Below are 24,567 nucleotides of genomic sequence, written 5' to 3' on the forward strand. Positions count from 1 at the left end.
CCGTTTGTCAGATCGACGCGAGGCCGCGCTGCACTGCCGGCCTCGCCAGGATGCTGTCCAACCAGCGGGCCACGTTCGGCAGGGCGTTGATATCGACGCCCTGTTTGAAATTGAGCTTCGCCCAGGTGAACGTCGCGATGTCGGCGATTGAATAGGCGTCGGCGAGATACGCCCGGCCTTCGAGGCGCCGCTCCAGGACTCCGTACAGGCGTTTCGCCTCGGCGGTGAACCGCTCGATCGCGTACGGGACCTTCTCGGGCGCGTAGATCTTGAAGTGGTGGGTCTGCCCGAGCATCGGCCCGAACCCCGCCACCTGCCAGAATAGCCATTCATCGACCGCGACGCGGGCTCGCTCGTCCGAAGGGTAAAACTGCCCGGTCTTCCGGCCGAGATATTGCAGAATCGCGCCGGATTCGAAAACGGAGATCGGCTGTCCACCCGGCCCGTCCGGATCGACGATCGCCGGGATCTTGTTGTTGGGCGAGATCGCGAGGAAGTCCGGGCCGAACTGCTCGTTCTTGGCGATGTCCACCGGGACGATCCGATAGGGCAGTCCGCACTCTTCGAGCATGATCGGGATCTTCCAGCCGTTCGGCGTACTCCACGTATGGACGTCGATCGGCCGCCCGGACACCGCTGCCATGCTCTGCCTGCTCCTCGACCGAATCATCGGCGGCGCGGTGGTCCTCCGCCGTTTTCGGACAACACCAACAGTGAAGACGATTTCCCGGCCGCGCTCAAGGGCGAGGCGGAATCTCGGCTGACGATTCGGGCCGTCGTCGCCGAAGCTGTTGGCAGATGCGGTGCCGGGCTTGCCGGCCCGGCGCGCGCGCGGCGAGACTGCGTCTCGGGCGTCGGCACGACGTCCGAGGGGGACTAAACGAATGATCGATCGACTCGTCAGGATCGCGATCCTGTCCGCGCCGCTGCTGGCTGCTCAGCCGGGCCTTTCCAAGGAGGCGCCCGCCAAGGCCCCTCCGGCCTCCGAGGCGCCGGCGGCACCGGGCGGGGCGACCGCCAAGCAGCCCAGTTCCGGCCAGGCCGCCGCCCGCGACCGTCAGAAGACCTGCGGCGCCGAGTGGCGTGCGCTGACCGACGTGCAGAAGGCGGCGCAGGGGCCGAAATGGCCGCAGTACTGGAGCAAGTGCAACAAGCGCCTCAAAGGCGGCGACAAGGCCTGAGGCGCTCGCGAACCGCAGAGCTTCTCGTGTGTTCAGACATCCGCCCATGGGCGACGTCGGGAGGCGCGAAGCCATGACGGACGAGGTTCCGTTCCAGGTGAAGGCGGACGGCACGCTGCGCCGGGACCGGCGTGGCTGAGGCCGCGGTCACCCCCGCCGGGGGGGCGCGTGCCGCATCGGTCTTCGACCGTGCGGTGGCGTTCCTCGATGCCTGGGTGCCCAAGCCGGCCGCCTGGGCGTTCGCGCTGCGGATCTGGATCGCCATGATGCTGGCCCTGGCCGCCGCCTTCTGGCTTCAGCTCGACAGCGCCTCGTCCGCCGCCACCTGCGTGGCGATCCTCGCGCAGCCCAAGCGCGGGCAGGCGATCTCGAAGGCGGTCTATCGCCTCCTCGGCACCCTGATCGGAGCGGTGGTGTCCCTCGCCCTCGTAGGCCTGTTCGGACAGGACCGGGTGCTGCTTCTCCTCGGATTCACGGTGTGGCTCGGCCTCTGCGTCTTCGTCGCGCAGTACCTGCAGGATACGAGGGCCTACGGAGCGATGCTCTCCGGCTACACCGTGGCGATCATCGCCCTGGGCCAGATCGACGACCCGCAGGGCGCCTTCGACGCCGCGGTGTCCCGCGTCGCCGTGATCGTCCTCGGCATCGTCGTGATCACCTTCATCAACGATGCCCTGGCGTCGCCGAGCACGTGGCGGGCACTGCTGCCGCAGCTCCGCACGGCCTGGGACGAAACGCGGAGCTATGCCCGCGAGACGCTGGCGGCGGGGGATCTCGGCGCCACCCAAACCGCCGCGCTGATCCGCACCATCGCGCCGATGCGCGCCGATGCCAGCGCGATCGCGGGGGAACTCGACGACGGTCGCTTCCGCGCCGCCGGTGCGCGGAGCTGCATCGCCGCACTCTACGGGATGGCCGCGTCGATCCGCAGCGTGGCGGCCGCGGCTGCCTGCCTGCGCAATCCGAGCCCGGCCGTCGCAGAGGCCATGGCGATCTGCCGGCGGGTGGCCGACGCGCCCGATCCCGAGGCCCTCGACCGCGACGACGAACGGCTGCGCGACCTCGTCGACGCCGCGGTCCGTGCCGGGGATCGCCCCCTCGACGAGGTTGTGGTCCTCCAGCGCGCCCTGGATTTCGTCTGCGCCGCGACCTTCGCGCAGGATGGGATCCGTGCGGTGGCGGACGGACATCGCCCCCTGCGCGATGCCGCGCTTCCGACGCACCGCGACTTCCCGGTCGCCCTGCGCGGCGCCCTGCGGGTGGCCATCGGCTTCGCCGTCACGGCGGCCGCCTTCGTCGCCCTCGGCCTGCCGCAGGCGTCCTTCGCGCTGGTCCAAGTGGCGTCAACCGCGGCCCTGTCATCTTCGACGCCGGATCCGCGGAAATTCGCGAACGGCGTGGTGATCGGGATGATCCTCGCGGCGACCTTCGCGGGCATCGCCCGGTTCGTGTTCCTCAACGGCGTTCAGGGATTCCCGATGCTGGCGATCGTAATGGCGCCGGTGATCGCCTTCGGCTGCTTCCTGTCGCTCAACCCTAAGACCTTCGGCATCGGCTTCATCGTGATCGTGTTCTTTCCGGTGCTGCTCGGGCCGTCCAACCCGMAGAGCTACGATGCCCTCACCTTCCTGCTGAACGCCTTCCTGGTGGTCGTGGCCGCCGTGATCCTGTCGATCGTCGTCCGCCTGCTGCTCCCGGTCACGCGCGCGCAGCAACGCGTGTTCGCCCTCGACTCCGCGCGGCGGGCGCTGGCCGATGCGCTCGTCGGCGAGGGGGGCGATGCCACGACGCGCACGAGCCTGAATGCGGACCGGCTCTTCCAGTTCGCGGGCTACAGCTCGGGAAGCGGTGCCGTGCGACGGGCGAACCTGACCCACGCCTTCGCCCTCGCCCGCCTGGAAGCGGCCGCCGCCCGGGCTCATGCGGAACTCCGCCGGCTCTGGTCGATCCAGAGCCTGCGCGGCGTGATCCCCCGCGCCCGCGACGCCCTCGCGGCGGGCGACGATCGCGCTCTCGAGGAAGCCGCCCGCGAACTGATCCGCGCCGCATCCGCGCGGGATCGGGCGGTGCGGCTCACCACCGCCTGCGCGGCGAGCGACCTCGTCACCGCGGCACGCACCATCACCCGCCACCGGCGATTCCTGCATCGCCTCGACATCGCGCTCTTCTGACCGGCAGCGTCTCCTGGGGTGACCATGCACGAGGACATCCATCTCGGCGGGGTGCTGGTTTCCGCCTTCGTCGCTTACGCGTTGGCCGCGTTCGTGATTCTGCTCGCCCTGCGCTGGCTCTTCGCCCGCATCCGCTTCAGCCGTTACGTCGCCAACGCTCCGCTCGCCGAGGCCGGCCTCTACGTCTGTGTTCTCGCCCTCCTGATCGCGTTGATCTGATGCCCGATACCACCGCCGACGAGGACGATCCGAAGCCCGCCTCCCGCGACGCCGCGTCGGAGCCGGCCGATCGCCTGCCCGCGGTCCCACGCCGGGGCCGCACAGCCAGGATCGTCCGCTTGGCGGCGACCGGCGTGATCCTGCTCGCTGCCGGTCTCGCAGCGGCGTTCGTGTGGGCGTTCTACGTGGCGGCGCCGTGGACCCGCGACGGCAGGGTCCGGGTTCAGGTCGCCAACATCGCTCCGCAGGTCTCCGGGCAGATCGTCGACGTCCGGGTCCAGGACAACCAGACCGTCCGCAAGGGGGATGTCCTCTACGTCATCGATCCCATCGACTTCGAGGTCTCGGTCACCTCGGCGGACGCGGAGGTCAAGAACCGGGAGGCCGACCTCCAAGTGAAGAACGCGCAGTCGGCCCGGCGCCAGGCGCTGACGACCGTCTCGACCTCGATCGAGGAGAAGCAGCAATTCGCCGGCACCGCCAAGATCGCCGAGGCGGCGCTGGAAGGCGCTCAGGCGCAGCTGCGCCAAGCCAAGGTGAACCTGGGACGCACCCAGGTGACGTCCACCGTCAATGGCCGCGTCACCAACCTGCTCATGCGGGTCGGCGATTACGCCCGGACCGGCACCGCGAACATCAGCGTGGTCGACACCGATTCGTTCTGGATCGACGGCTATTTCGAGGAGACCAAACTGGCCAACGTCCACGTGGGCGATCCCGCCGACGTCAAGCTGATGGGCTTCGATCCGCACCTGACCGGAACGGTCGACAGCATCACACTCGGCATCTCCACGGCGAACGCCGCCGCCAGCACGCAGGGGCTGCCGGACGTCAACCCGGTCTACACCTGGGTCCGTCTGGCGCAGCGCGTGCCAGTTCGCATCCGCATCGACCATATCGCACCGGGCGTTCCCCTCATCGCCGGCATGACCGCGACCGTGGTGGTCAACGGCGGCCGCGCGCCGGACCCGGACTGGTTCATGGCTCTGCGGGACCGCGTCTCGGCACTGACGACGCCGGCGGCCGGACCTTCGGCCGAGGCCGACCGGCGTTGAAGTCGCGATCCGGGCGTGACCCGGATCAGTCTGCCGCGTTCTCCGGAAACACGCGCGCTGGAGAACGCCATGAGCTGTCGTCTTGTGTTTGCCCTCGTGCTGCTGGCAGGCGGACCCGCTGCCGCCGCACCGCCGAAGGCCGCAGTGTTCGATTTCCAGTTCTCGAACCTGTCGCCGGTGCCGACCGACGCGGCCGATACGGCCCGCCTGAAGCGGGTGAGTGCCGAACTTCGAGATCTGCTGGAGAAGAACGCATTGTTCGTCGTGGTCTCGACGGATCCGGTGCGGGGCGAGGTCGCCCGCAGTGCCGATCTGCGGAACTGCAGCGGCTGCGCGGAGGACTTCGCCCGCAGGCTCGGCGCCGACGTGGCGATCACCGGCGAGGTGCAGAAGGTCTCGAATCTGATCCTCAACCTGAACGTCTACGTGAAGCCCGTCGCCGGTGATGCGCCCGAGAAGGCCTACAGCGTCGACCTGCGCGGCGACACGGACGAATCCTTCGACCGCGGCATCCGCTTTCTGGTGCAGAACAATATGAATGCCGGCAAGTAGCTTGTGCGCCAATCAAGATTTTGCACCGCCGCAGGATCGATCCAAGCTGTTGTCCTCTCGGTGGGTGCAGCGCGATGCGGCCGTGATGTCGTTCGGAAAAAGCGGTCGTCGAGAAAATAGCTATTGACCGCCTTCGGAGACGGGAGCAGTCTCCATCTGTGCTTGATCAAAGCGGGCACGAACCGGCCGGAAACCTTGACGCGATCAGGTTTCGCTACGGTGACGGTTGCCGGAAGCTGGAGGAGACAGGCATGACTCCACCGCAGCGGAACGCCGCATAGACGGTTCGGGGACAGGTTCGGCCCGGAATTCAGCGGCACCACACGAACAGCCGGACGGAAGCGGCTCCAGGGGCGCAGAAGCGGCCAGATACGGCACGCCTTCGAATGCGCGAAAGGCCCCACTTAGAGCCGTTCCGCCGCGGTTTCACCAAATCGGATTTCGCAATGCCTTCACCGCCCCGGCATCGCCGCGGCGGGCTATCGTCGTGGCGCGAAGCCCTGGTGCGAAGCCCCGGCGCCCCGCAGGGCGCCCGGCACTCCGCCCCCCCGTGACCCTGGGATCAGTCGATCCCGAGCTTCGCCTTGAGCAGGGCGTTCACCGCTGCGGGATTCGCCTTGCCACCCGTGGCCTTCATGGTCTGGCCGACGAACCAGCCGAGCAGGGTCGGCTTTTCCCTGGCCTGGGCGACCTTGTCGGGGTTCGCCGCGATGATCTGGTTCACCGCCGCCTCGATGGCGCCGGTGTCGGTGACCTGCTTCATGCCGCGGCTCTCGACGAGGGCGCGCGGGTCGCCGCCCTCGGTCCAGACGATCTCGAACAGGTCCTTGGCGATCTTTCCGGAGATCACGCCCTCGCCGATCAGGTCGACGATGGCTCCGAGCTGATCGGCTGACACGGGCGTCGCCTCGATGGACAGGCCCTCCTTGTTCAGGCACCCGAACAGCTCGTTGATGACCCAGTTGGCCGCGGCCTTGCCGTCCCGCCCCTTCGCCACCGCCTCGTAGTAGTCGGCCGACGCCCGCTCCGCGATGAGCACGCCGGCATCGTAGGGCGACAGGCCGTAATCCTGCACGAACCGCGCCTTCTTGGCGTCCGGAAGCTCCGGCAGTCCCTCGGCCAGGGCATCGACGTAGGCCTGGTCGAACTCCAGCGGCAGCAGGTCCGGATCCGGGAAGTAGCGGTAATCGTGTGCCTCTTCCTTCGAGCGCATGGACCGCGTCTCGCCCTTCGTCGGATCGAACAGGCGCGTCTCCTGATCGATTTTGCCGCCATCCTCCAGGATCGCGATCTGACGCCGCGCCTCGACCTCGATCGACTGACCGATGAAGCGGATCGAGTTGACGTTCTTGATCTCGCAGCGGGTGCCCAGCGGCTCGCCGGGGCGGCGCACCGAGACGTTGACGTCGGCGCGGAGCGAGCCCTTCTCCATGTCACCGTCGCAGGTCCCGAGATAGCGCAGGATCGTGCGCAGCTTGGTGACGTAGGCCTTCGCCTCCTCGGAGGAGCGCAGGTCCGGACGGGAGACGATCTCCATCAGCGCCACGCCGGACCGGTTGAGGTCGACGAAGCTCCGGGTCGGGTCCTGATCGTGCAGCGACTTGCCGGCATCCTGCTCGAGATGCAGGCGCTCGATGCCCACGTTGATCGACGCGCCGTCGGCCAGATCCACCAGAACCTCGCCCTCGCCGACGATCGGGTCCTTGTACTGGGAGATCTGGTAGCCCTGCGGCAGGTCCGGGTAGAAGTAGTTCTTCCGGTCGAACACCGAGCGCAGGTTGATCCGGGCCTTCAGGCCGAGGCCAGTGCGCACCGCCTGCGCGACGCACTCGGCGTTGATCACCGGCAGCATCCCGGGCATTGCCGCATCGACCAGCGAGACGTGGTCGTTCGGCTCGCCGCCGAACTCGGTGGAGGCGCCGGAGAACAGCTTCGCCCGGCTGGACACCTGGGCGTGGATCTCCATGCCGACGATCACCTCCCAGTCGTGGAGGCCGCCCTTGATCAGCTTCTTGGGGTCGACGGGTGCGTTCATGGTCGTCCGGGCTGGGAAGGGAGCGTGGCGGAATGCTCCCACCTGCATCCGCATCCTGAGGTGCTGCGCGGCAGCCTCGAAGGGAGGGCTCCAGGGATCGCGCGGCCGGCTGGAGGCCTCCTGCGAGGCCCGCTCACGCGGGCGCCTCAGGATGAGGGCGCAAGTGGGCGCGGGTGTCGTGCGGCCACTTACCGGCCGCGTCGCGAAAAGATCAAGCGCGTCGTCTGACCGCCTGCCGGGCGCCATAGCCGAGGATCGCCCAGAGCAGGGCCGCGACGGCGCGCACCGGGAAGAAGGTCGGGCCGTCATGGGTGATCGGCGCCGGCCAGGGGATGCCGGCGGCGCTCACCGCGTAGGAGAACAGAACCGAGAAGCCCAGCGCCGCGATCGCCGCGATGAAGACCTTGCCGAATTGGCTGGCGGTCCATCCGAGATAGACCGCCACCACGATCAGGGCCGGATCGAACCCGGCCCAGATCCAGACCGTCCAGGGATAGTAGGGAACGGTCATGACCACCACGGCTCGGGCAGGACGGTCCGGCCGGCCGAATCCTCGATCACCTGCGCGACCGCGAACAGCGTCTCCTCGTCGAAGGGCCGACCGATGAGCTGCAGGCCTAGGGGCAGGCCCTGGCCGTCGAGCCCCGCCGGCACGGCGATGCCGGGCAGCCCGGCCATGTTCACCGTCACGGTGAAGACGTCGTTGAGATACATTTCAACCGGGTCGGCCGAGGCCTTCTCGCCGATGCCGAAGGCGGCCGACGGCGTCGCCGGCGTCAGGATCGCGTCGACCCCGGCCGCGTAGGCAGCCTCGAAGTCGCGCTTGATCAGGGTGCGGATCTTCTGGGCGCGGACATAGTAGGCGTCGTAGTAGCCGGCCGAGAGCACGTAGGTGCCGATCATGATCCGGCGTTTCACCTCGCGGCCGAAGCCGGCGGCGCGGGTGTTCTCGTACATCCCCGCGATGTCCTTGCCGGGCACCCGCAGGCCGTACCGAACGCCGTCGTAGCGGGCGAGGTTCGAGGACGCCTCCGCCGGGGCCACGATGTAGTAGGCCGGCAGTGCGTAGGACGTGTGCGGCAGCGATATGTCCCGGATCGTCGCGCCGGCCGCCTTCAGCCAGGCCGCACCCTCGTCCCAGAGCTTCTGGATCTCGGCGGGCATGCCGTCGACCCGGTACTCCTTGGGAATGCCGATGGTCAGGCCCTTCACGCCGCGCGAGACCGCGGCCTCGAAATCGGGCACGGCGAGGTCCGCGCAGGTCGTGTCCCGGGCATCGGCACCCGCCATCGAGCCAAGGAGGATCGCGCAGTCGCGGACCGTCCGCGCGATCGGACCCGCCTGGTCCAGGGACGAGGCGAAGGCCACCGTGCCCCAGCGCGAGCAGCGCCCGTAGGTCGGCTTGATTCCGACAGTCCCGGTGAAGGCGGCCGGCTGGCGGATGGAGCCGCCGGTGTCGGTGGCGGTCGCACCCAGGCAGAGCCGCGCGGCGACCGCGGCGGCAGAGCCGCCCGACGAGCCGCCGGGCACGATCTGCGCGTCGGATCCCCTGCGCCGCCAGGGCGAAAGCACGTTGCCGAAGGCGCTCGTCTCGTTGGACGAGCCCATGGCGAACTCGTCGAGATTGAGCTTCCCGAGCATCACGGCGCCGTCGCGCCACAGATTGGCCGACACGGCTGATTCGTAATGCGGCTCGAAGGTCTCCAGGATCTTGGACCCCGCCGTAGTCGTCACGCCATGCGTGCAGAACAGGTCCTTGATGCCCAGCGGGATGCCTTCCAGCGGCCGGGCCTCGCCGGACGCGATCTTCCGGTCGGACGCCTCGGCCATCTCGAGAGCCCGGTCCGGGGTCTCCCGAAGGTAGGCGTTGAGCGCGCGGGCCTTCGCCATCGCGTCGAGATGCGCCTGGGTCAGCTCGCGGGCCGAGAGTCGCTTCGCCTTCAGGGCATCGCGCGCTTCGGCCAGGGTGAGTTCGTTCGGATCCACGCTGTTCACGTCCCCGCGCGCGCCGCCGCGCGCCTGCCCGCCACAATACCGGTCCGCCAGGGCCGGGGCTGCTCTCGGCCTACTCGACCACCTTCGGGACCAGGAAGTAGTTGTCCTCGGTCTCGGGCGCGTTGGCGACCACGTCGTCGGCGCGGCCGCCCTCGGTGACCACATCCTCGCGCTTCTTCATCGCCATCGGCGTCACCGAGGTCATCGGCTCCACGCCGGACACGTCGACGGTGCCGAGCTGCTCGACGAAGGCCAGGATCGCGTTCAGCTCGCCCTGCAGCGGCCCGACCTCGTCGTCGGTGACCGCGATCCGCGCCAGATGTGCGATACGCCGAACCGTCTTCTCGTCGACCGACATGCCGTCCCGTTCGCCCCTACCCGGGAGCGGTCTCCCGAAGTCGGTCGGCCTATAGCATCGGCCCTCGACGCGCCGCAACGCGGCTGAGCCGGGGTGCCGCATCTCGTGCCGGCGCGGTCGCGGATCGACCGGCAGGCGCAGTCGGTCGATCGGACATCCCGCTTCGATCAGGTCACCACGTGATGGGGCGTCACCGACATCTCGATGGTGATTCCCGGTTGCCGGACCGGCTGGATCATGGCTTGGGTGATGCCCGCGACCAGGATTTCGATGGCGAGAACGAGCATCAGGCGGTGCTTGCGCGGCATCGCCGATCGACGCCGGGACGGAGCGGAACGGGAGAGTAGGTTTGTCGTCGACACGGCGGACACCCATGGCGCGGGTTAACGAAGCGTTAACCTACCTAGTCGCGAACGGCGCCCCGTGCACCGGGGGCGATCTGCGGAGGGCCTCAAGCCTGTGGACGGTGGAGCGGGAGCGATGTGGGAGCAGGTGTTCGTCAGCCTGACGCCGGGGTTCATCCCGGATGCGGCGGGTTTCGACCGGGCGGCGGCGGAGCTGGGCTTCGCGCTGCCGGCCTCCTATCGCGATTTCTGCCGAACCTGCGGCGTCGGTCTCGCGGGCGGACAGTTCCGCATCGCCGTGCCGGCGCCGTTCGGGGCCTGCGATCTGGCGACCCAGGCGAACCTCATCGCCCACAGCGTCGGCGCCGCCGTCGCGATGCTGGAGGACGGATCCGAGGCGCACCGGTTCGACGTCGAGGGCGGCGATCCGGACATCGTCGAGCGCGCCTGCTTCTTCGGCGCCGGCGAGGATGGCAGCTTCCTGTTCTGGGACGTCGCCGGGACGGAGGGGGAATACGACATCTGGCTGCTCGCGCCGGATCTCGTGACGGTGCGGTTCGGCGGCGAGAGCCTGACCGACTTCTTCACCCGGGTCACGGCACCCTCCGCGGCCCTGGTGCTTGGGCCGGGGGCGGAGCCTCTGGCCTCGCGTTTCGAGGGTTTCTCGGAGGCCACCCTCGCCCGCAGCGCGCAGGCGGACCCATGAACCACGACGCGATCCGCACCTTCGCGGCCGCTTCCCGAGGCGGGGCGCGCCTGATCGGCATCGATCTCGGCACCAAGACGATCGGGCTGGCCCTGTCGGACCTGGGGCGCCAGATCGCGTCCCCGCTGGAGACGATCCGCCGGGTCAAGTTCACCCCGGACGCGCAGCGCCTCGCCGCCCTGTGCCGGCAGCACGCCGTCGGCGGGCTGGTGGTCGGGCTGCCGCTGAACATGGATGGCAGCGAGGGGCCGCGGGTGCAGTCGACCCGCGCCTTCATGCGCAACCTCGCGCCGATCCTTCCCCTGCCCCACGTCTATTTCGACGAGCGGCTGTCGACGGCGGTGGTGACGCGGGCGCTGATCGAGGCCGACGCCTCCCGGGCGCGGCGGGGTGAACTCGTCGACAAGCTGGCGGCCGCCTACATCCTTCAGGGCTTCCTCGACGTGATGCGCCACCTGGCCGATGCGGATTCCGAGGACGATTCCCTCAGCGGCTGACGAGCGAGACCGCGCCGCTGCCGTGGCGCTCGATCCGGCCGTCCAGTTCCAGTTCCAGCAGGACGGTCTGCACGACCCGGGCACCGACGCCGGCACTCCGCGCCAGCTCGTCGGTGCCGACCGGGCTCGGTCCCAGGAGCGCGACGATGCGGGCGCGATCGTCGGCGGGCTCGAGGAGGTTATCCTCGTACTCGGCATGGTCGGTGGCGTCGCGGTCGAGTCGCATCGGTGCCAAGGCGAGATTGGTCCCGGATGCATCCAGCTCGATCTCGTCCCAGAAGTCGGGCTGGTCTGCGAGGTCCGGCCGGCCCCGCGCGGGCGCGGCGTCCAGGTCGGGTCCCCGCTCGACGATCGGACCGATGACGTCGAGGACGTGGCCCACCTCGGAGACGAGCGTGGCGCCCTGGCGGATCAGATCGTTCGTGCCCTCGGCGCGCGGATCGAGGGGCGAACCCGGGACCGCGAAGACCTCCCGGTTCTGCTCCAGGGCGTAACGCGCCGTGATCAGCGAGCCGGAGCGGCGGGCGGCCTCGACCACGATGGTCCCGTACGACAGGCCGGAGATGATGCGGTTGCGGCGGGGAAAGTCGCGCCCGCGGGGCTCCCAGCCCATGGGCATCTCGGCGAGTATGGCGCCCCCCTCTCCCAAAATCTCCTCGACCAGGGCAGCGTGGCTCGCCGGGTAGATGCGGTCCTGGCCGCCCGCCATCACCGCGATGGTCCCGGTCCGCAGGCTTACCCTGTGCGCCCGCGCGTCGATTCCGCGGGCGAGGCCCGAAACCACGACGAGACCCGCCTCGCCCAGGCCGCGGGCCAGCCGCTCCGTGAAGGCGAGTCCCGCCGTCGAGGCGTTGCGCGAGCCTACGAGCGCTGCGGCCGGCCGGTTCAGGATCCCGGCGCCGCGCAGGGCCAGGAGCGGCGGCGCCGCGTCGACCTGGGTGAGAAGGCGGGGATAGTCCGCTTCGCCCAGGGCGATCAGCCGGCCGCCGAGGCGCCCAAGCGCCGCGAGTTCCTCCTCCGCCTGAGCCCTGGTCGGCGGCGCGACCCGTTTGCCCTGGCGACGGGTCAGGTCCGGCAACGCCTCAAGGGCGGCGGCGGCGCCGCCGAACCGGTTGACGAGGGTGCGGAAGGTGCGCGGCCCGACACTTTCGGTGCGGATCAACCGCAGCCAGTCCAGCCGCTGCGCATCGGTGAGCTGCATGCACCCCCCAAGGGCCGCCCCTCGCTCCAGGGGCCGCACCGCGCGCTTGCGCTCAACCCTTCTGGCCGATGCGCCCCTCGGTGCCGGACGCGAGTCGGCGGATGTTCGGCGCGTGCTTCCACCATAGCAGCAGGCACAGGATCAGGAACAGCAACGCTTGCGGCGGGGTGCCCAGCGCCCACAATGCCAAAGGTGTCGCAGCGGATGCCGCCAGTGCGGCCAACGACGAATACTTGAGGGCGAAGGCGAGTCCGAGCCAGATCGCGGCGAAGATCCCCAGAGCCGGGAGGTTGAAGGCGAGCAGCACGCCGATGAACGTCGCGACTCCCTTGCCGCCCCGGAATCCCAGCCAGACCGGGAAGAGATGGCCCAGGAACGCGCCGAGCCCCGCGGCCAGTGCCGGCCCCTCCCCCAGGTTGCGGGCGATCAGGACCGCTGCCGTGCCCTTGAGGGCATCGCCGAGAAGGGTGGCGGCTGCCAGGCCCTTGCGGCCGGTTCGCAGCACGTTGGTGGCGCCGATGTTGCCCGAGCCGATGGCCCGCACGTCGCCGAGGCCGGCGAACTTCGTCAGGATCAGTCCGAACGGGATCGCGCCCAGGGCGTAGCCGAGGACGAGGCCGCCCAGCGCGGCCGGTGTCGCGAGATCCGGCAGCATCACGCGGCCGCCGCGAGGTCGGCGGTCGCGTGGACGACCCGGCCGCCGACCAGCGTCAGCACCGCCGCGCCCTGGAGGCGCGCCTCGTCGAATGGCGAGTTCTTGGAGCGTGATTTCAGTCGGCGCTTGTCGAGGACGTAGGGCAGATCGGGGTCGATCAGCACCAGGTCGGCAGGCGCCCCAACCGCCAGCCGGCCCGCCGCACGGCCGAGGATCCGGGCGGGGTTCACGGTGAGCGCGGCGATGAGCCTCGACAGGGCCAGGTCGCCCGCATGGACGAGGCGCAGGGACGCGCCGAGGAGGGTCTCGATCCCCAGCGCCCCGTCGGCCGCCTCGGCGAAGGGCAGGCGCTTGGTCTCAACGTCCTGCGGGTTGTGATCGGAGACGATCACGTCGATCACGCCCTCGTCGAGGGCGCGCACCACCGCGTGGCGGTCGGCCTCGTCACGCAGCGGCGGCGAGAGCCGGCAGAAGGTGCGGTAATGGCCGATGTCGTTCTCGTTGAGGACGAGATTGTTCACCGACACCCCGCAGGTCACCGGCAGGCCGTCCTGCTTGGCTCGGCGGACGATCTCCACCGAATCGGAGCAGGAGATCATCGCCGCGTGGTAACGGGCGCCGGTCAGACGCACGAGGCGGAGGTCCCGCTCCAACATCACGGTCTCCGCCTCGCGGGGAATGCCCATCAGGCCGAGGCGCGAGGCGAGTTCGCCCTCGTTCATCACCCCTTCGGCTACGAGGTCCGATTGCTCGACGTGCTGCATGATCAGCGCGTCGAAGTCCCGGGCGTAGGTCAGCGCGCGGCGCATCACCTGGGCGTTGGCCACGGCTCGCAGCCCGTCGGTGAAGGCGACCGCGCCGGCCTCCTGAAGCAGGCCGAACTCGGTCATCTCCTTGCCGAGGAGGCCCTTGGTGATCGCCGCAGCGGGAAGGACGTTCACGCTCGCGGTATCGCGGGCGCGGCGGAGCACGAAGTCGACGATGGCCGGACCGTCGATCACCGGGTTGGTGTCGGGCATGCAGACCAAGGTCGTCACGCCGCCCGCGGCCGCGGCGGCGCTCGCCGAGGCCAGGGTCTCGCGGTGCTCGGCCCCCGGCTCGCCAACGAAGGCGCGCATGTCGATCAGTCCGGGTGTCAGCACGCGGCCGGCGCAATCCACGCGCGTCGCGTCGGCCGGAGCACCGGGGGCGGCCCCTGCGGCGATGTCGGCGATCCGGCCGTCCCGGACCAGCACCGCGCCGGCGGTCTCGCGCCCGGTGGCGGGATCGAGAAGTTTGGCGTTCGCCAGGAGGTAGCTGCTCACAGGGGCGTCCTCGCGGAAGAGGCCGGGCCGTCGAGGCGCATGGCAAGGCCGGCCGCCGCCATATGCGCTTTCGCCTCGGCGACGCTCGCCTGCCCGAAATGGAAGATGGACGCCGCCAGCACGGCGCTGGCGCCGCCCTCGGCGACCCCGGCCACGAGGTCGTCGAGGCCGCCGACCCCGCCGGATGCGATGACCGGCACGGTCACGGCATCGCTGATCGCTCGCGTCAGGGCGAGGTCGTAGCCGGAGCGGGTGCCGTCCTTGTCCATGGACGTGACCAGCAGTTCGCCGGCGCCCTTGCCGGCCACGAGCCGCGCGAAGGCCACGGCGTCGATCCCGGTCGGATCGCGGCCGCCATGGGTGAAGATCTCCCAGGCCGGCGGCTCACCCGGGAGCGTGACCCGCTTGGCGTCGATCGCCACGACGATGCATTGCGCGCCGAACTTCTCGGCCGCCCGGGCCACGAGGTCGGGATCCTTCACGGCGGCGGTGTTGATCGCGACCTTGTCGGCGCCGGCGAGGAGCAGGGCGCGCACGTCCTCTACGGTTCGGACGCCGCCGCCGACGGTGAGCGGCATGAAACAGGCTTCGGCGGTGCGGCTGACGATGTCGAGCAGGGTGCCGCGGGCCTCGCGGCTCGCGGTGATGTCGAGGAAGCACAGCTCGTCGGCGCCGGCCGCGTCGTAGACCTTGGCGGCCTCCACCGGATCGCCGGCATCGCGCAGGCCCTCGAAGCGCACGCCCTTCACGACGCGCCCGTCCTTCACGTCGAGGCAGGGGATGATGCGGGTCTTGAGCAAGTTCGACTCTTCCGTCCGACGTATCTTCGGGGGGCGCTGAGAAGGGCCGCGTCAGCAGCTCGTCACGCGGGTAGGGACATTCCTCCGGGAAGACCTGCAGCGACCGTCCTGTTACCGCCGATGCCTCTTCCCGTGCATCGCGGCAGGCGCGCGCCCCGTACCCGTGTCCAAGTGTCGAAATTGAACCCATAGGCGGTTCCGGCCGCGCCCGGCTGGGTTTTCAACGCCGTCATCGAAGCCTCCCGCCTCAGCGCCTCCAGGACGGACGGTCTATCATGAAGCCGGGCCGCGCGCCGCAGCGATCGCGGCCAGGGCCGCCTCCGGATCGATGCGGCCATCGTAGAGCGCGCGCCCCGTGATGGCACCCGCGATCAGCGCGCAATCCGGCTGCAGCAGCCGGTGGACGTCGTCGATCGACGCGAGGCCGCCCGACGCGATCACAGGGATGCGCACGGCCTGCGCGAGCGCCAGGGTCATCTCGACGTTGAGGCCCTTCAGGATCCCGTCCCGGGCGATGTCGGTGTAGATGATCGCCGCGACGCCCGCGTCCTCGAACCGGCGCCCCAGCTCCTCGGCCGTCATACTGGAGGTCTGCGCCCAGCCCTCGACCGCGACGCGCCCGTCCTTGGCGTCGATGCCGACAGCGATCCTGCCGGGATGCTTGCGGGCGGCCTCGCGGACGAATTCGGGATCCCGAACCGCGGCCGTTCCGATGATCACCCGGGCGACGCCCTTCGCCAGCCAGCCTTCCAGGGTCTTCATCTCGCGGATGCCGCCGCCGAGCTGCACCGGGATCGTGACCCGGGCCAGGATCGCATCCACCGCCGCGGCGTTGCGCGGCGCACCCGCGAAGGCGCCGTCGAGATCGACCACGTGGAGCCACGAGAAGCCCTGACCTTCGAAGATCGCGGCCTGCGCGGCCGGGTCGTCGCCGAAGACCTTGGCCTGCGCCATGTCACCCTGGACGAGGCGGACGCAGCGCCCCTCCTTCAGGTCGATCGCCGGGTACAGGATCACGCGTGCTTCCGTCCTTCTTGCCGGGGCCGAACCGTGCTCACGGGCGCCAGTTCAGGAAGTTGGCGATGAGCGCGAGGCCCAGCCGCTGGCTCTTCTCGGGGTGGAACTGCGTGCCGGCGACGTTGTCGCGGGCGACGAGGGCGGTGATCGGACCGCCATACTCAGCCTGCGCCACGACATCCTCCGCGCGCTCGGCCGTCAAGGCGTAGCTGTGCACGAAATAGGCGTGCAGCCCGTCCTCGCCGGTGGGAATGCCGGCGAGCAGGGCGTGGTCGGATGCGGCGCGCAGGGTGTTCCAACCCATATGCGGCACCTTGAGCGACGGGTCGGACGGCGCGATGGGTCCGACATCGCCGGGGATCCAGCCGAGCCCCGGCGTGACGGTATATTCCAGCCCGCGGGTCGCCAGGAGCTGCATCCCCACGCAGATGCCGAGGAAGGGTCGCCCGGCCGCATGCGCGGCGTACGTCATCGCCTCCACCATGCCGGGCACGGCATCGAGGCCCCGGCGGCAATCCGCGTAGGCTCCGACCCCCGGCAGCACGACGCGGTCGGCCGCGGCCACTACCTCCGGATCCGAGGTCAGACAGATCCGCGCGTTCCGCCCGCTGTCGCGGGCGGCCCGCTCGAAGGCCTTGGCGGCGGAATGGAGGTTGCCCGATCCGTAATCGATAATCGCGACGGTCTCGGCGCTCATGCTGGTCTCGCCTGGCCGCTCACCGGGTGCCTTCCTGGGCGGGGAACAGCCCGATCACCGGCTCGGGACGCCGGCTCGGGCCGCTCGGGAACGGTGCGCGAGGTGCCGCTTGGCTCGCCTCGATCCAACGGGTCAGAGCCCGGCCTTCGGCCTCCTCGGGCGTCGCGGCGACCACCGCGTCGCGCGCCGGCCAGCCGCGACGGGCCAGGGTCCAGCGGCGCAGGCTCGAGGCTTCGAGACCGATCAACCAAGCGGCCAGCAGGGTCACGACCAGACCGGCGCCGGTCGGAAGCCCGAACGCGATGCCCGCCGCGGCGAGGGACACGAGGGCGACCAGCACGATCAGCGCGGCGATCCACAGACGATGAAACAGGAACCACAACACCGTGAAGGCGAAGGCCGACCAGGAGAAGCCGTCCCGCACCAAGACGGCCCGGTCGAGCCCGAGCGCCTCGCCCGGCCGCGCATCCGTTGGGAGGTGGAGCGTGTAGCTGCGCATCCGCATCGCGAAACTCCGACAGGGTGCGCCGCGGCGGCCGCGTGGCCGATCGGGGCGCCCGACGACAACTATCTACAGGGAGCCCTTCGTGGAGGGAACGCGCCCCTCCTCCCGCGGATCGATCGCCACGGCCGTGCGCAAGGCCCGGGCCAGACCCTTGAAGCAGCTCTCGGCGATGTGGTGGGCGTTGTCGCCGTAGAGCGTCTCCACGTGGAGGGTCAGGCCAGCATTCATCGCGAAGGCCTGGAACCACTCGCGGACCAGCTCGGTGTCGAACTGTCCGATCTTCTCCACGCGAAACGCGGTGCGGAACACCAGGAACGGACGGCCCGAGATGTCAACGCAGACCCGGGTCAGCGCCTCGTCCATCGGCAGGTGGATGTCGGCGTAGCGCGTGACGCCGCGCTTGTCGCCGAGCGCCTTGGCGAAGGCCTGACCGAGGGCGATGCCGCAATCCTCGGCCGAATGGTGCTGGTCGATATGCAGGTCGCCGTCGACCTTCACGTCCAGATCGAACAGGGCGTGCCGCGCCAGCAAATCCAGCATGTGGTCGAGGAAGCCGATACCGGTGGCGATCTTGGATCGCCCGGTCCCGTCGAGGGCGACGGTGACCGCGATGTCGGTCTCCGCGGTCTTCCGGGTGATGGTGGCGCTGCGCATGTCGATCTGGATTTCGCGACCTGGGCGGCTGAAGCCGCCCGCGCCTTCTAGAGGGACTCGCTCCGGATTGGAAAGGGCCGCGGTCTAACCGTTGAGCACCCGGCCCGCCACGGCATCGAGCTTGGCCAGAAGCGCCGGATCGCGGACGGCGGGTGCCGTCATGATCGCGCCGTCCAGCGCCCGGTGCGAGCCCGCCGGGCAAGACTCGCGCTCGGCCGGGAAATCGCGGGCCAGCCGCGCAACGAGGCGGGCCGCCTTGTCGGCGTTGGCGCGGGCCACCGCCACCACCGCGGCGACGTCGACGGCGTCGTGGCCGGGATGCCAGCAATCGTAATCGGTCACCATGGCGATGGTGGCGTAGGTTATCTCGGCCTCTCGGGCGAGCTTGGCCTCCGGCATGTTGGTCATGCCGATCACGTCGAATCCCTGGGCCTTGTAGGCCCGTGATTCGGCCAGCGACGAGAATTGCGGCCCGTCCATGCAGACGTAGGTGCCGCCGCGATGCACGGCGATGTCCTCGGCCCTGGCGGCCTGGGCGATCCGTGCCTGAAGTCCTGGCCCGACCGGGTGGGCTAGCGAGACGTGGGCGACGCAGCCGTCACCGAAGAACGAGGAGGCGCGTCCGTGGGTACGGTCCACGAACTGGTCGACGAGCACGAACAGGCCGGGAGGCAGGTCCTCGCGGAAGGAACCGCAGGCCGAGAGCGAGACGAGGTCGGTGACACCCGCCCGCTTCAACGCGTCGATATTGGCCCGGTAGTTGATGCCGGAGGGTGAGAGGCGGTGGCCCCGCCCGTGCCGGGCGAGGAACACCACCTTGGTGTCGCCGATCCGGCCGATGCGCAGGGCGTCCGAGGGCACGCCCCAGGGAGAGGCGACGCGCTCCTCGCGCACATCCTGGAGACCCGGCAGATCGTACACGCCGGACCCACCCATCACCCCGAGGATCGCTGTGGTCATTCCGGTATTCCTGTCGCCATGCGGCGCATCGAAGGGCTTGCCCGTCCTACCCGCCACCTCATCCCGAAGTGCCGGAGCGAAGCGGAGGCCTCGAAGGAGGGCTCCGGTACCCGCAGTGACGCCTGATGGCCTCCTTCGGGGCTGCGCCACAGCACCTCGGGATGGGGAATCGGACGGGGTTGGCGTCGCGACGCGCCGAACCGTCGGGCAGGCGGAGCGGTAGCATGCCCCCGACATGCAAAAAAGACGGGCCTCCCGAAGGAGGCCCATCCGCATCATCGACCGAGGCGCCGCGCCTCAATACGCCTTGTGCAGCTCCGGCTGGAGGCCATGGACCTCGCCGCCGACATCGGCCCAGATCTTCTTCTTCACGTAGTAGAGCAGTCCCGACAGCACCATCAGGAACAGGATCACCCGGAATCCAAGGGCCTTGCGGTCCATCATGTGCGGCTCGGCTGCCCACATGAGGAAGGCCGCGACGTCCTTGCCGTACTGATCGACGGTCTCGGGCACGACCGGCTGGCCCTTGTCGTCCTTCGGATAGGTGACCTGCCCGTCCGTGATCGGCGGCGGCATCGCGATGATGTGGCCCGGATAGTACTTGTTGTAGTGGCCGCCCTCCGGCAGCGCGAAGTCCTTCGGCGGCTCTTCGTAGCCGTTGATCAGGGCGTGAATGTAGTCCGGCCCCTGCTCCGAATAGCCGACGAGTGGCAGCCAGTCGGTCAGGAAGTACAGCGAGCCGCGGGAGAAGGTCCGCGCCTTGGCGATGACCGAGAAGTCGGGCGGCGCCTTGCCGCCGTTGGCCGCGGCCGCCGCCTGGTCGTTCGGGAAGGGCGGCGGGAACGTGTCGGCGGGCCGGCCCGGCCGGTCGAACATGTCGCCGGCATCGTTGGGGCCGTCCTTTACTTGGTAGGTGGCGGCCAGCGCCTTTACCTGCCCGGCCGAAAAGTCCGGCCCGCCCTCCTGCGCGAGGTTGCGGAAGGAGACCAGCTTCATCGAGTGGCAGGCGGAGCAGACCTCTTTGTAGACTTGGAAGCCGCGCTGCAGCTGCGCGGTATCGAAGCGGCCGAACGTGCCGGCGAAGCTCCAGCTCACGCGGGCCGGGATCGGCCCGCCATGCCCTTCCTGGGCGGAGACCGGCACGGCGCCGATCAGCAGGGCCGCCAGCGCGGCCGCGGCGGTCGTCGAGAGGACGCGGGTCATCATCATGGTCCTGTCGTCAGCCCGTCAGCCTTTGGTGGTCGGAGCGGCGGCGGCGCCCGCCGGCATGCCGGATCCGCTCACCTGCTTGCCCGGCCCGGTCACGCTCTCGAGGATCGAACCCGGTAGCTTCTTCGGCGTCTCGAACAGGCCGCAGAGCGGCATGACGATGAGGAAGTGGGCGAAGTAGTAGGCGGTGCAGACCTGCGAGGCGATCACGTAGCCGCCCTCCGGAGGCTGCGAGCCGAGCCAGCCGAGCAGCAGCGTCACGCCGATGAACACCCAGAAGAACTGGCGGTAGAGCGGCCGATAGTTGCACGAGCGGATCCGCGAGGTGTCGAGCCACGGCGCGAAGGCCAGGATGATCACCGCCGAGAACATCAGGATGACGCCGCCGAGCTTGCTCGGGACCGCGCGCAGGATCGCGTAGAACGGCAGGAAGTACCATTCTGGGACGATGTGTGCCGGCGTCACCGCCGGGTTCGCCTGGATGTAGTTGTCGGCGTGGCCCAGGAAGTTCGGCTGGAAGAACAGGAACCACGCGAACAGGATCATGAACACGCAGGTCGCGAACACGTCCTTGACCGTCGCGTAAGGCGTGAACGGCACCGTGTCCTTGCCCGACTTGATCGGGATGCCGGCCGGGTTGTTCTGGCCGGTGACGTGCAGCGCCCAGACGTGCAGCACGACCACGCCGGCGATCATCCACGGCAGCAGGTAGTGCAGTGAGAAGAAGCGATTCACCGTTGGGTTGCCGACCGAGTAGCCCCCCCAGAGCAGGGTCTGGATTGTGTCGCCGACCACCGGGATCGCCGCCAGGATGTTGGTGATGACGGTGGCGCCCCAGAAGCTCATCTGGCCCCAAGGCAGCGTGTATCCGAGGAAGGCCGTGGCCATCATCAGGAGGTAGATGACCACGCCGAGGATGTAGAGCACCTCGCGCGGGGCCTTGTACGATCCGTAATAGAGCGCGCGGAACATGTGGACGTAGACGGCCACGAAGAACATCGAGGCGCCGTTGGCGTGCGCGTAGCGCAGCAGCCAGCCATAGTTCACGTCGCGCATGATCTTCTCGACCGAGGTGAAGGCACCCGTGGCCGAGGGTTCGTAGTGCATCGCCAGCCAGACGCCGGTGATGATCTGGATGCCCAAGAAGGCGGCGAGGATCGCCCCGAAGGTCCAGAAGTAGTTGAGGTTCCGCGGAACCGGGTAGGCGATGAAGGACGAGTGCACGAGCCCGGCGATGGGCAGGCGCGCCTCGAACCATTTGGCTACGCGGCTCTTGGGGACGTAAGTGCTGGCCGTTCCGCTCATTCTTCCGTCCTCCTCAGGCCGCTTCCCTGCCGCCCTCGCCGATCCGGATCTTGGTATCCGTCTCGAAGGCGTAGGGCGGGATCGGCAGATTGATGGGCGCCGGCCCGTGGCGAACGCGGCCCACCGCGTCGAACTGCGAGCCGTGGCACGGGCAGGCCCAGCCCTCGAAATTGCCCTGGTGACCGATCGGCACGCAGCCGAGGTGCGTGCAGTTGCCGTAAACGATCAGCCACTGATCGTGGCCGTTCTTGACCCGCGCCGTGAAGGCCGCCGGGTCGATCATCGCGGAGAGCGGCACCGCCTTCATGTCGCCCACCTCCTTGGCGGTGAGCTTACGCACGAAGATCAGCTTGCCGCGCCAGAAGACGTTGACAATCTGACCGTCCTGGATCGGCGTCAGATCGACTTCGATCGGCGCGCCGGCCGCGATCGTGTCGGCGTCCGGCGCCATCGAGGAGACCAACGGCCAGGCCGCGGCCGCGGCTCCGACCGCGAGACCCGCACCGGTCGCCAGGAACATAAAGTCGCGGCGGCTGCCCTCATGCCCGGAGGCCGCGGGAGCGGCGGCTGATGTGTTCGCCAAGGTTCGGAACTCCATGCGTCGACGTAAGGGCCGCAGGTGCCCTCGTCCCGGCTCGGTCCGGGAACAAAGCATTATGGTTCTAATCTGAGCAATGAGACCGTCTGACGCTCCCGAGTCAAGCGGCTGTGTGCGGTGCGGCGATAAGGCCTGCCCTCGATCGTCGCGTTATGTTGCCGGCAATCGCGCCGGCCCGCCGCTCAGGCGACGGCGCTGTCGTATCGGGCCGTCCCGTCGTCCAGGAAACCGCCGGACTGGCGCGACCACAGGCCGGCATAGACGCCGCCGGCGGCGACCAGCTCGCCATGCGTCCCCTCCTCGATGATCCGGCCGCGGTCGATCACCACGAGCCGGTCGAGGGCCGCGATCGTCGAGAGGCGGTGCGCGATGGCCAGCACGGTCTTGCCGGCCATCAGGGTGTCGAGGGATTCCTGGATCGCCGCCTCGACCTGGCTGTCGAGGGCGGAGGTCGCCTCGTCAAGGATCAGGATCGGGGCGTCCTTCAACATGACCCGGGCAATGGCGATCCGCTGGCGCTGCCCGCCGGACAGCTTGACGCCGCGCTCGCCGACCTGGGCGTCATACCCACGCCGCCCCTTGTGATCGACCAGATCGGCGATGAACGTGTCCGCGTGCGCCAGACGCGCCGCCCGCTCGATCTCGGCCTGGGTGGCGCCGGGTCGGCCATAGCCGATGTTGTCGCGGATCGAGCGGTGGAGGAGCGAGGTGTCCTGGCTGACCATCGCGATGGCCTCGCGCAGGGACTGCTGGGTGACCCGCGCGATGTCCTGGCCGTCGACCAGGATGCGCCCGCTCTCCACGTCGTAGAGGCGCAGGAGCAGCCCCGCCAGGGTCGACTTGCCCGCGCCGCTCACGCCCACCAGCCCGACCTTCTCGCCTGGGCGGATCGTCAGGGAAAAATCCTCGATGACAGTGGCGTCGCCGCGGCCGTAGTGGAAGCCGACATCGTCGAACCGGATCTCGCCGCCGTTGACGACCAGGGGCTTGGCATCCGATGCGTCGACCAGGGCGTGCGGCCGCGCCATGGTCTGCATGCTCTCCTGGACCACGCCGACATTCTCGAAGACGCCGCGGACGGTCTGCATCACCCAGCCGGACATGGCGATCAGCCGGAGCACCAGGGCGAGGCCAGCCGACGCCTCGCCGGTCGTCATTCCGCCCGAGCGCCAGAGGATCAGGCAGGCGGCGCCGGTGGCGATCAGGAGAAAGCTGTTCAGGATGCCGAGGAGGCTCGTCGTCAGGGTCACCAAGCGGAACTGGTGCAGGTAGGCAGCGGTGTGGACGGCCACAGCGTCCTCAACCGCGGCCCGTTCCTCGCGGTCGCGGGCGAAGAGCTTCACCGTCAGAATGTTGGTGTAGCTGTCGACGATGCGGCCGATGAGCGTCGAGCGCGTGTCGGCGGTCAGGTGCGAGCGCGCCCGCGCCCGCGGGACGAACCACGTCGTAAGGGCCGCGTAGGCGGCGATCCACACCAGGACCGGGACGGCAAGCCACGGGGAGATCGCGCTGAACAGGCCGACCGCGGTGATCGCGTAGATCGCCACGTAAAGCAGCGTGTCGATGAAGACGACGGCGAGTTCCCGCACCGCCGGCCCCACCTGCACCACGCGGTTGGCCAGCCGCCCTGAGAAGTCGCCCTGGAAATACGAGAGCGCGTGACCGAGGGTGTAGAGATGCGCCCGCCAGCGGATCTGGTTCGTCGATTGGGGGACCACGAGCTGGTTCGACAGAACCTCGTGCGCCCAGATCGATAGCGGCCGCACCACCGCGACGAGCAGGATGACGAGAGCGAGTCCGGTCGCGTGGTCAGACAGGACGGTGGCCCGGTCGGCCGTGCCGATCAGGTCGATAAACCAGCGCATCACGAGATAGAGCGAGGCCTCGACCGTCCCGGCGATCACTGCGATGACGAACAAAGCCGCCAACGCGGCACGGATCGGCCGCAGATAGAACCAGGCGAAACCCAGGATCGAGCGCGGCGGCATCCGCGCCTCGTCGAAGGGCGCGAACGGATCGACGCGGCGCTCAAGCCAGTCCAGGAACATGTTTACGGGGGCGTGATGCGGCGGGAGCCCTTCATGTAAGGCCCCTCCGCCGGGCGCCAACCGTGCGGTGTGGTCGCGCCGAAGTAGCGCCGGCTCAGACTTAGCGCCGGCTCAGACTTGGCGCCGCCTCAGCGGTTCAGCGCGAGCGCGGCGCCCGACTTGGTCAGCGCCCCTTCCAGGCCGCCGCCGCCCTGGCGCAGGCGCGCCGCCACGGAGCCGCCCTGCTGGTAGAGGTAGACCTCGCCGTCCCGGAAGTCCCAGGCCGAAACCCGGGCCAGATCCTTGTTGGCACAGCCCGTCGCCGTGGCCCGGTAAAGATCCAGGGCGGGTGTGCTCGACAGGGTCACCTTGCAATTCGCACCGGTCGCATCCCGGGCGTCCCAGCTTCCGACCACGGAGGCGCGACCGCTGGTGATGACCGGTGGCGGAGGTGCCGGAGGCGCCACCGGCTCGGCGATCACCGTCGGGGCTGCGGCGGACGCCTGCGGGCCGGGCGCGGGC

The 24,567-nt window shown here is 69.4% G+C and carries 27 protein-coding genes; 7 read left to right on the forward strand and 20 right to left on the reverse strand.

Annotated features, from left to right (window positions below):
• Positions 1-7: 7 nt before the first annotated feature.
• Entirely contained in the window at positions 8-643 is a 636-nt protein-coding gene (locus tag AC1DXK_RS18450; protein ID WP_457106384.1) for a glutathione S-transferase N-terminal domain-containing protein, read from the reverse strand.
• 241 nt (positions 644-884) lie between these two features.
• On the opposite strand from AC1DXK_RS18450, the gene AC1DXK_RS18455 reads away from it, so the two are divergent.
• The 5 genes from AC1DXK_RS18455 to AC1DXK_RS18475 all read left to right on the forward strand — a co-directional run bounded on the left by AC1DXK_RS18455 (position 885) and on the right by AC1DXK_RS18475 (position 5,178).
• Complete coding sequence (locus AC1DXK_RS18455; protein ID WP_457106385.1) at positions 885-1,181, forward strand: hypothetical protein; 297 nt, start codon at positions 885-887, stop codon at positions 1,179-1,181.
• 131 nt (positions 1,182-1,312) lie between these two features.
• Positions 1,313-3,352, forward strand: a complete 2,040-nt coding sequence (locus AC1DXK_RS18460; protein WP_477298601.1) for an FUSC family protein — start codon at positions 1,313-1,315, stop codon at positions 3,350-3,352.
• A gap of 24 nt (positions 3,353-3,376) precedes the next feature.
• Positions 3,377-3,571, forward strand: coding sequence for a DUF1656 domain-containing protein (locus AC1DXK_RS18465; protein ID WP_457106387.1), 195 nt, complete (start codon positions 3,377-3,379; stop codon positions 3,569-3,571).
• The gene (locus AC1DXK_RS18470) at positions 3,571-4,626 is read left to right on the forward strand and encodes an HlyD family secretion protein (protein ID WP_457106388.1); all 1,056 of its coding nucleotides are present in this window, start codon (positions 3,571-3,573) and stop codon (positions 4,624-4,626) included. Before AC1DXK_RS18465 ends, AC1DXK_RS18470 begins: the two co-directional genes overlap by 1 nt.
• A 69-nt stretch (positions 4,627-4,695) precedes the next feature.
• A complete protein-coding gene (locus tag AC1DXK_RS18475) occupies positions 4,696-5,178 on the forward strand; it encodes a DUF3280 domain-containing protein (protein WP_457106389.1) in 483 nt (160 codons plus the stop codon).
• Positions 5,179-5,740: 562 nt separating this feature from the next.
• Here the strand turns inward: AC1DXK_RS18475 and gatB are convergent.
• The 5 genes from gatB to AC1DXK_RS18500 form a co-directional block, all read right to left on the reverse strand.
• On the reverse strand, positions 5,741-7,213 hold the full coding sequence (gene gatB / locus AC1DXK_RS18480) for an Asp-tRNA(Asn)/Glu-tRNA(Gln) amidotransferase subunit GatB (RefSeq protein WP_457106390.1): 1,473 nt from the start codon (positions 7,211-7,213) through the stop codon (positions 5,741-5,743).
• A 211-nt stretch (positions 7,214-7,424) separates the two neighbouring features.
• Complete coding sequence (locus tag AC1DXK_RS18485; protein ID WP_091777665.1) at positions 7,425-7,724, reverse strand: hypothetical protein; 300 nt, start codon at positions 7,722-7,724, stop codon at positions 7,425-7,427.
• Positions 7,721-9,199, reverse strand: coding sequence for an Asp-tRNA(Asn)/Glu-tRNA(Gln) amidotransferase subunit GatA (gene gatA / locus AC1DXK_RS18490; RefSeq protein WP_457106391.1), 1,479 nt, complete (start codon positions 9,197-9,199; stop codon positions 7,721-7,723). The genes AC1DXK_RS18485 and gatA overlap by 4 nt, the downstream gene beginning before the upstream one ends.
• 79 nt (positions 9,200-9,278) lie before the next feature.
• Positions 9,279-9,566 carry an Asp-tRNA(Asn)/Glu-tRNA(Gln) amidotransferase subunit GatC gene (gatC, locus tag AC1DXK_RS18495; protein ID WP_457106392.1) on the reverse strand — a complete coding sequence of 96 codons (288 nt, stop codon included), beginning with the start codon at positions 9,564-9,566 and terminating at the stop codon, positions 9,279-9,281.
• Positions 9,567-9,733: 167 nt separating this feature from the next.
• Complete coding sequence (locus AC1DXK_RS18500) at positions 9,734-9,874, reverse strand: hypothetical protein (protein WP_477298605.1); 141 nt, start codon at positions 9,872-9,874, stop codon at positions 9,734-9,736.
• Between the two features lie 172 nt (positions 9,875-10,046).
• On the opposite strand from AC1DXK_RS18500, the gene AC1DXK_RS18505 reads away from it, so the two are divergent.
• Together AC1DXK_RS18505 and ruvX are read left to right on the forward strand one after the other, a co-directional pair.
• Complete coding sequence (locus AC1DXK_RS18505) at positions 10,047-10,616, forward strand: SMI1/KNR4 family protein (RefSeq protein WP_457106394.1); 570 nt, start codon at positions 10,047-10,049, stop codon at positions 10,614-10,616.
• On the forward strand, positions 10,613-11,113 hold the full coding sequence (ruvX, locus tag AC1DXK_RS18510) for a Holliday junction resolvase RuvX (RefSeq protein ID WP_457106395.1): 501 nt from the start codon (positions 10,613-10,615) through the stop codon (positions 11,111-11,113). The genes AC1DXK_RS18505 and ruvX overlap by 4 nt, the downstream gene beginning before the upstream one ends.
• Here the strand turns inward: ruvX and dprA are convergent.
• From dprA to AC1DXK_RS18580, 14 genes are all read right to left on the reverse strand, one after another.
• On the reverse strand, positions 11,103-12,314 hold the full coding sequence (gene dprA, locus AC1DXK_RS18515) for a DNA-processing protein DprA (RefSeq protein ID WP_457106396.1): 1,212 nt from the start codon (positions 12,312-12,314) through the stop codon (positions 11,103-11,105). The two genes, ruvX and dprA, sit on opposite strands and share 11 nt — an antisense overlap.
• 52 nt (positions 12,315-12,366) lie before the next feature.
• On the reverse strand, positions 12,367-12,969 hold the full coding sequence (plsY, locus tag AC1DXK_RS18520; RefSeq protein WP_457106397.1) for a glycerol-3-phosphate 1-O-acyltransferase PlsY: 603 nt from the start codon (positions 12,967-12,969) through the stop codon (positions 12,367-12,369).
• Positions 12,969-14,273: a dihydroorotase gene (locus AC1DXK_RS18525; protein ID WP_457106398.1), complete on the reverse strand. Its 1,305-nt coding sequence runs from the start codon at positions 14,271-14,273 to the stop codon at positions 12,969-12,971. Before AC1DXK_RS18525 ends, plsY begins: the two co-directional genes overlap by 1 nt.
• A complete protein-coding gene (hisF, locus tag AC1DXK_RS18530) occupies positions 14,270-15,073 on the reverse strand; it encodes an imidazole glycerol phosphate synthase subunit HisF (protein ID WP_457106399.1) in 804 nt (267 codons plus the stop codon). Before hisF ends, AC1DXK_RS18525 begins: the two co-directional genes overlap by 4 nt.
• Before the next feature lie 273 nt (positions 15,074-15,346).
• Entirely contained in the window at positions 15,347-16,090 is a 744-nt protein-coding gene (gene hisA, locus AC1DXK_RS18535; protein WP_457106400.1) for a 1-(5-phosphoribosyl)-5-[(5-phosphoribosylamino)methylideneamino]imidazole-4-carboxamide isomerase, read from the reverse strand.
• A gap of 37 nt (positions 16,091-16,127) precedes the next feature.
• Positions 16,128-16,787 carry an imidazole glycerol phosphate synthase subunit HisH gene (gene hisH / locus AC1DXK_RS18540; protein ID WP_457106401.1) on the reverse strand — a complete coding sequence of 220 codons (660 nt, stop codon included), beginning with the start codon at positions 16,785-16,787 and terminating at the stop codon, positions 16,128-16,130.
• A 19-nt stretch (positions 16,788-16,806) separates the two neighbouring features.
• The gene (locus AC1DXK_RS18545; protein WP_457106412.1) at positions 16,807-17,286 is read right to left on the reverse strand and encodes a DUF2628 domain-containing protein; all 480 of its coding nucleotides are present in this window, start codon (positions 17,284-17,286) and stop codon (positions 16,807-16,809) included.
• Positions 17,287-17,358: 72 nt separating this feature from the next.
• Positions 17,359-17,946 carry an imidazoleglycerol-phosphate dehydratase HisB gene (gene hisB, locus AC1DXK_RS18550; protein WP_457106402.1) on the reverse strand — a complete coding sequence of 196 codons (588 nt, stop codon included), beginning with the start codon at positions 17,944-17,946 and terminating at the stop codon, positions 17,359-17,361.
• An 84-nt stretch (positions 17,947-18,030) separates the two neighbouring features.
• Positions 18,031-18,906 (reverse strand): S-methyl-5'-thioadenosine phosphorylase, encoded by an 876-nt coding sequence (locus tag AC1DXK_RS18555; RefSeq protein WP_457106403.1) that lies wholly within the window; start codon positions 18,904-18,906, stop codon positions 18,031-18,033.
• A gap of 297 nt (positions 18,907-19,203) precedes the next feature.
• Positions 19,204-20,115 (reverse strand): cytochrome c1, encoded by a 912-nt coding sequence (locus AC1DXK_RS18560; RefSeq protein ID WP_457106404.1) that lies wholly within the window; start codon positions 20,113-20,115, stop codon positions 19,204-19,206.
• A gap of 18 nt (positions 20,116-20,133) precedes the next feature.
• A complete protein-coding gene (locus AC1DXK_RS18565) occupies positions 20,134-21,420 on the reverse strand; it encodes a cytochrome b (protein WP_457106405.1) in 1,287 nt (428 codons plus the stop codon).
• Between the two features lie 13 nt (positions 21,421-21,433).
• Positions 21,434-22,003, reverse strand: coding sequence for a ubiquinol-cytochrome c reductase iron-sulfur subunit (gene petA / locus AC1DXK_RS18570; protein ID WP_457106406.1), 570 nt, complete (start codon positions 22,001-22,003; stop codon positions 21,434-21,436).
• Between the two features lie 197 nt (positions 22,004-22,200).
• Positions 22,201-24,066 carry an ABC transporter ATP-binding protein gene (locus AC1DXK_RS18575; RefSeq protein ID WP_457106407.1) on the reverse strand — a complete coding sequence of 622 codons (1,866 nt, stop codon included), beginning with the start codon at positions 24,064-24,066 and terminating at the stop codon, positions 22,201-22,203.
• 128 nt (positions 24,067-24,194) lie between these two features.
• Positions 24,195-24,567 (reverse strand): AprI/Inh family metalloprotease inhibitor (locus AC1DXK_RS18580; RefSeq protein WP_477298612.1); only part of this gene is annotated, 373 nt, incomplete at its 5' end.

The sequence above is a fragment of the Methylobacterium sp. P3_A11 genome (assembly GCF_056403155.1).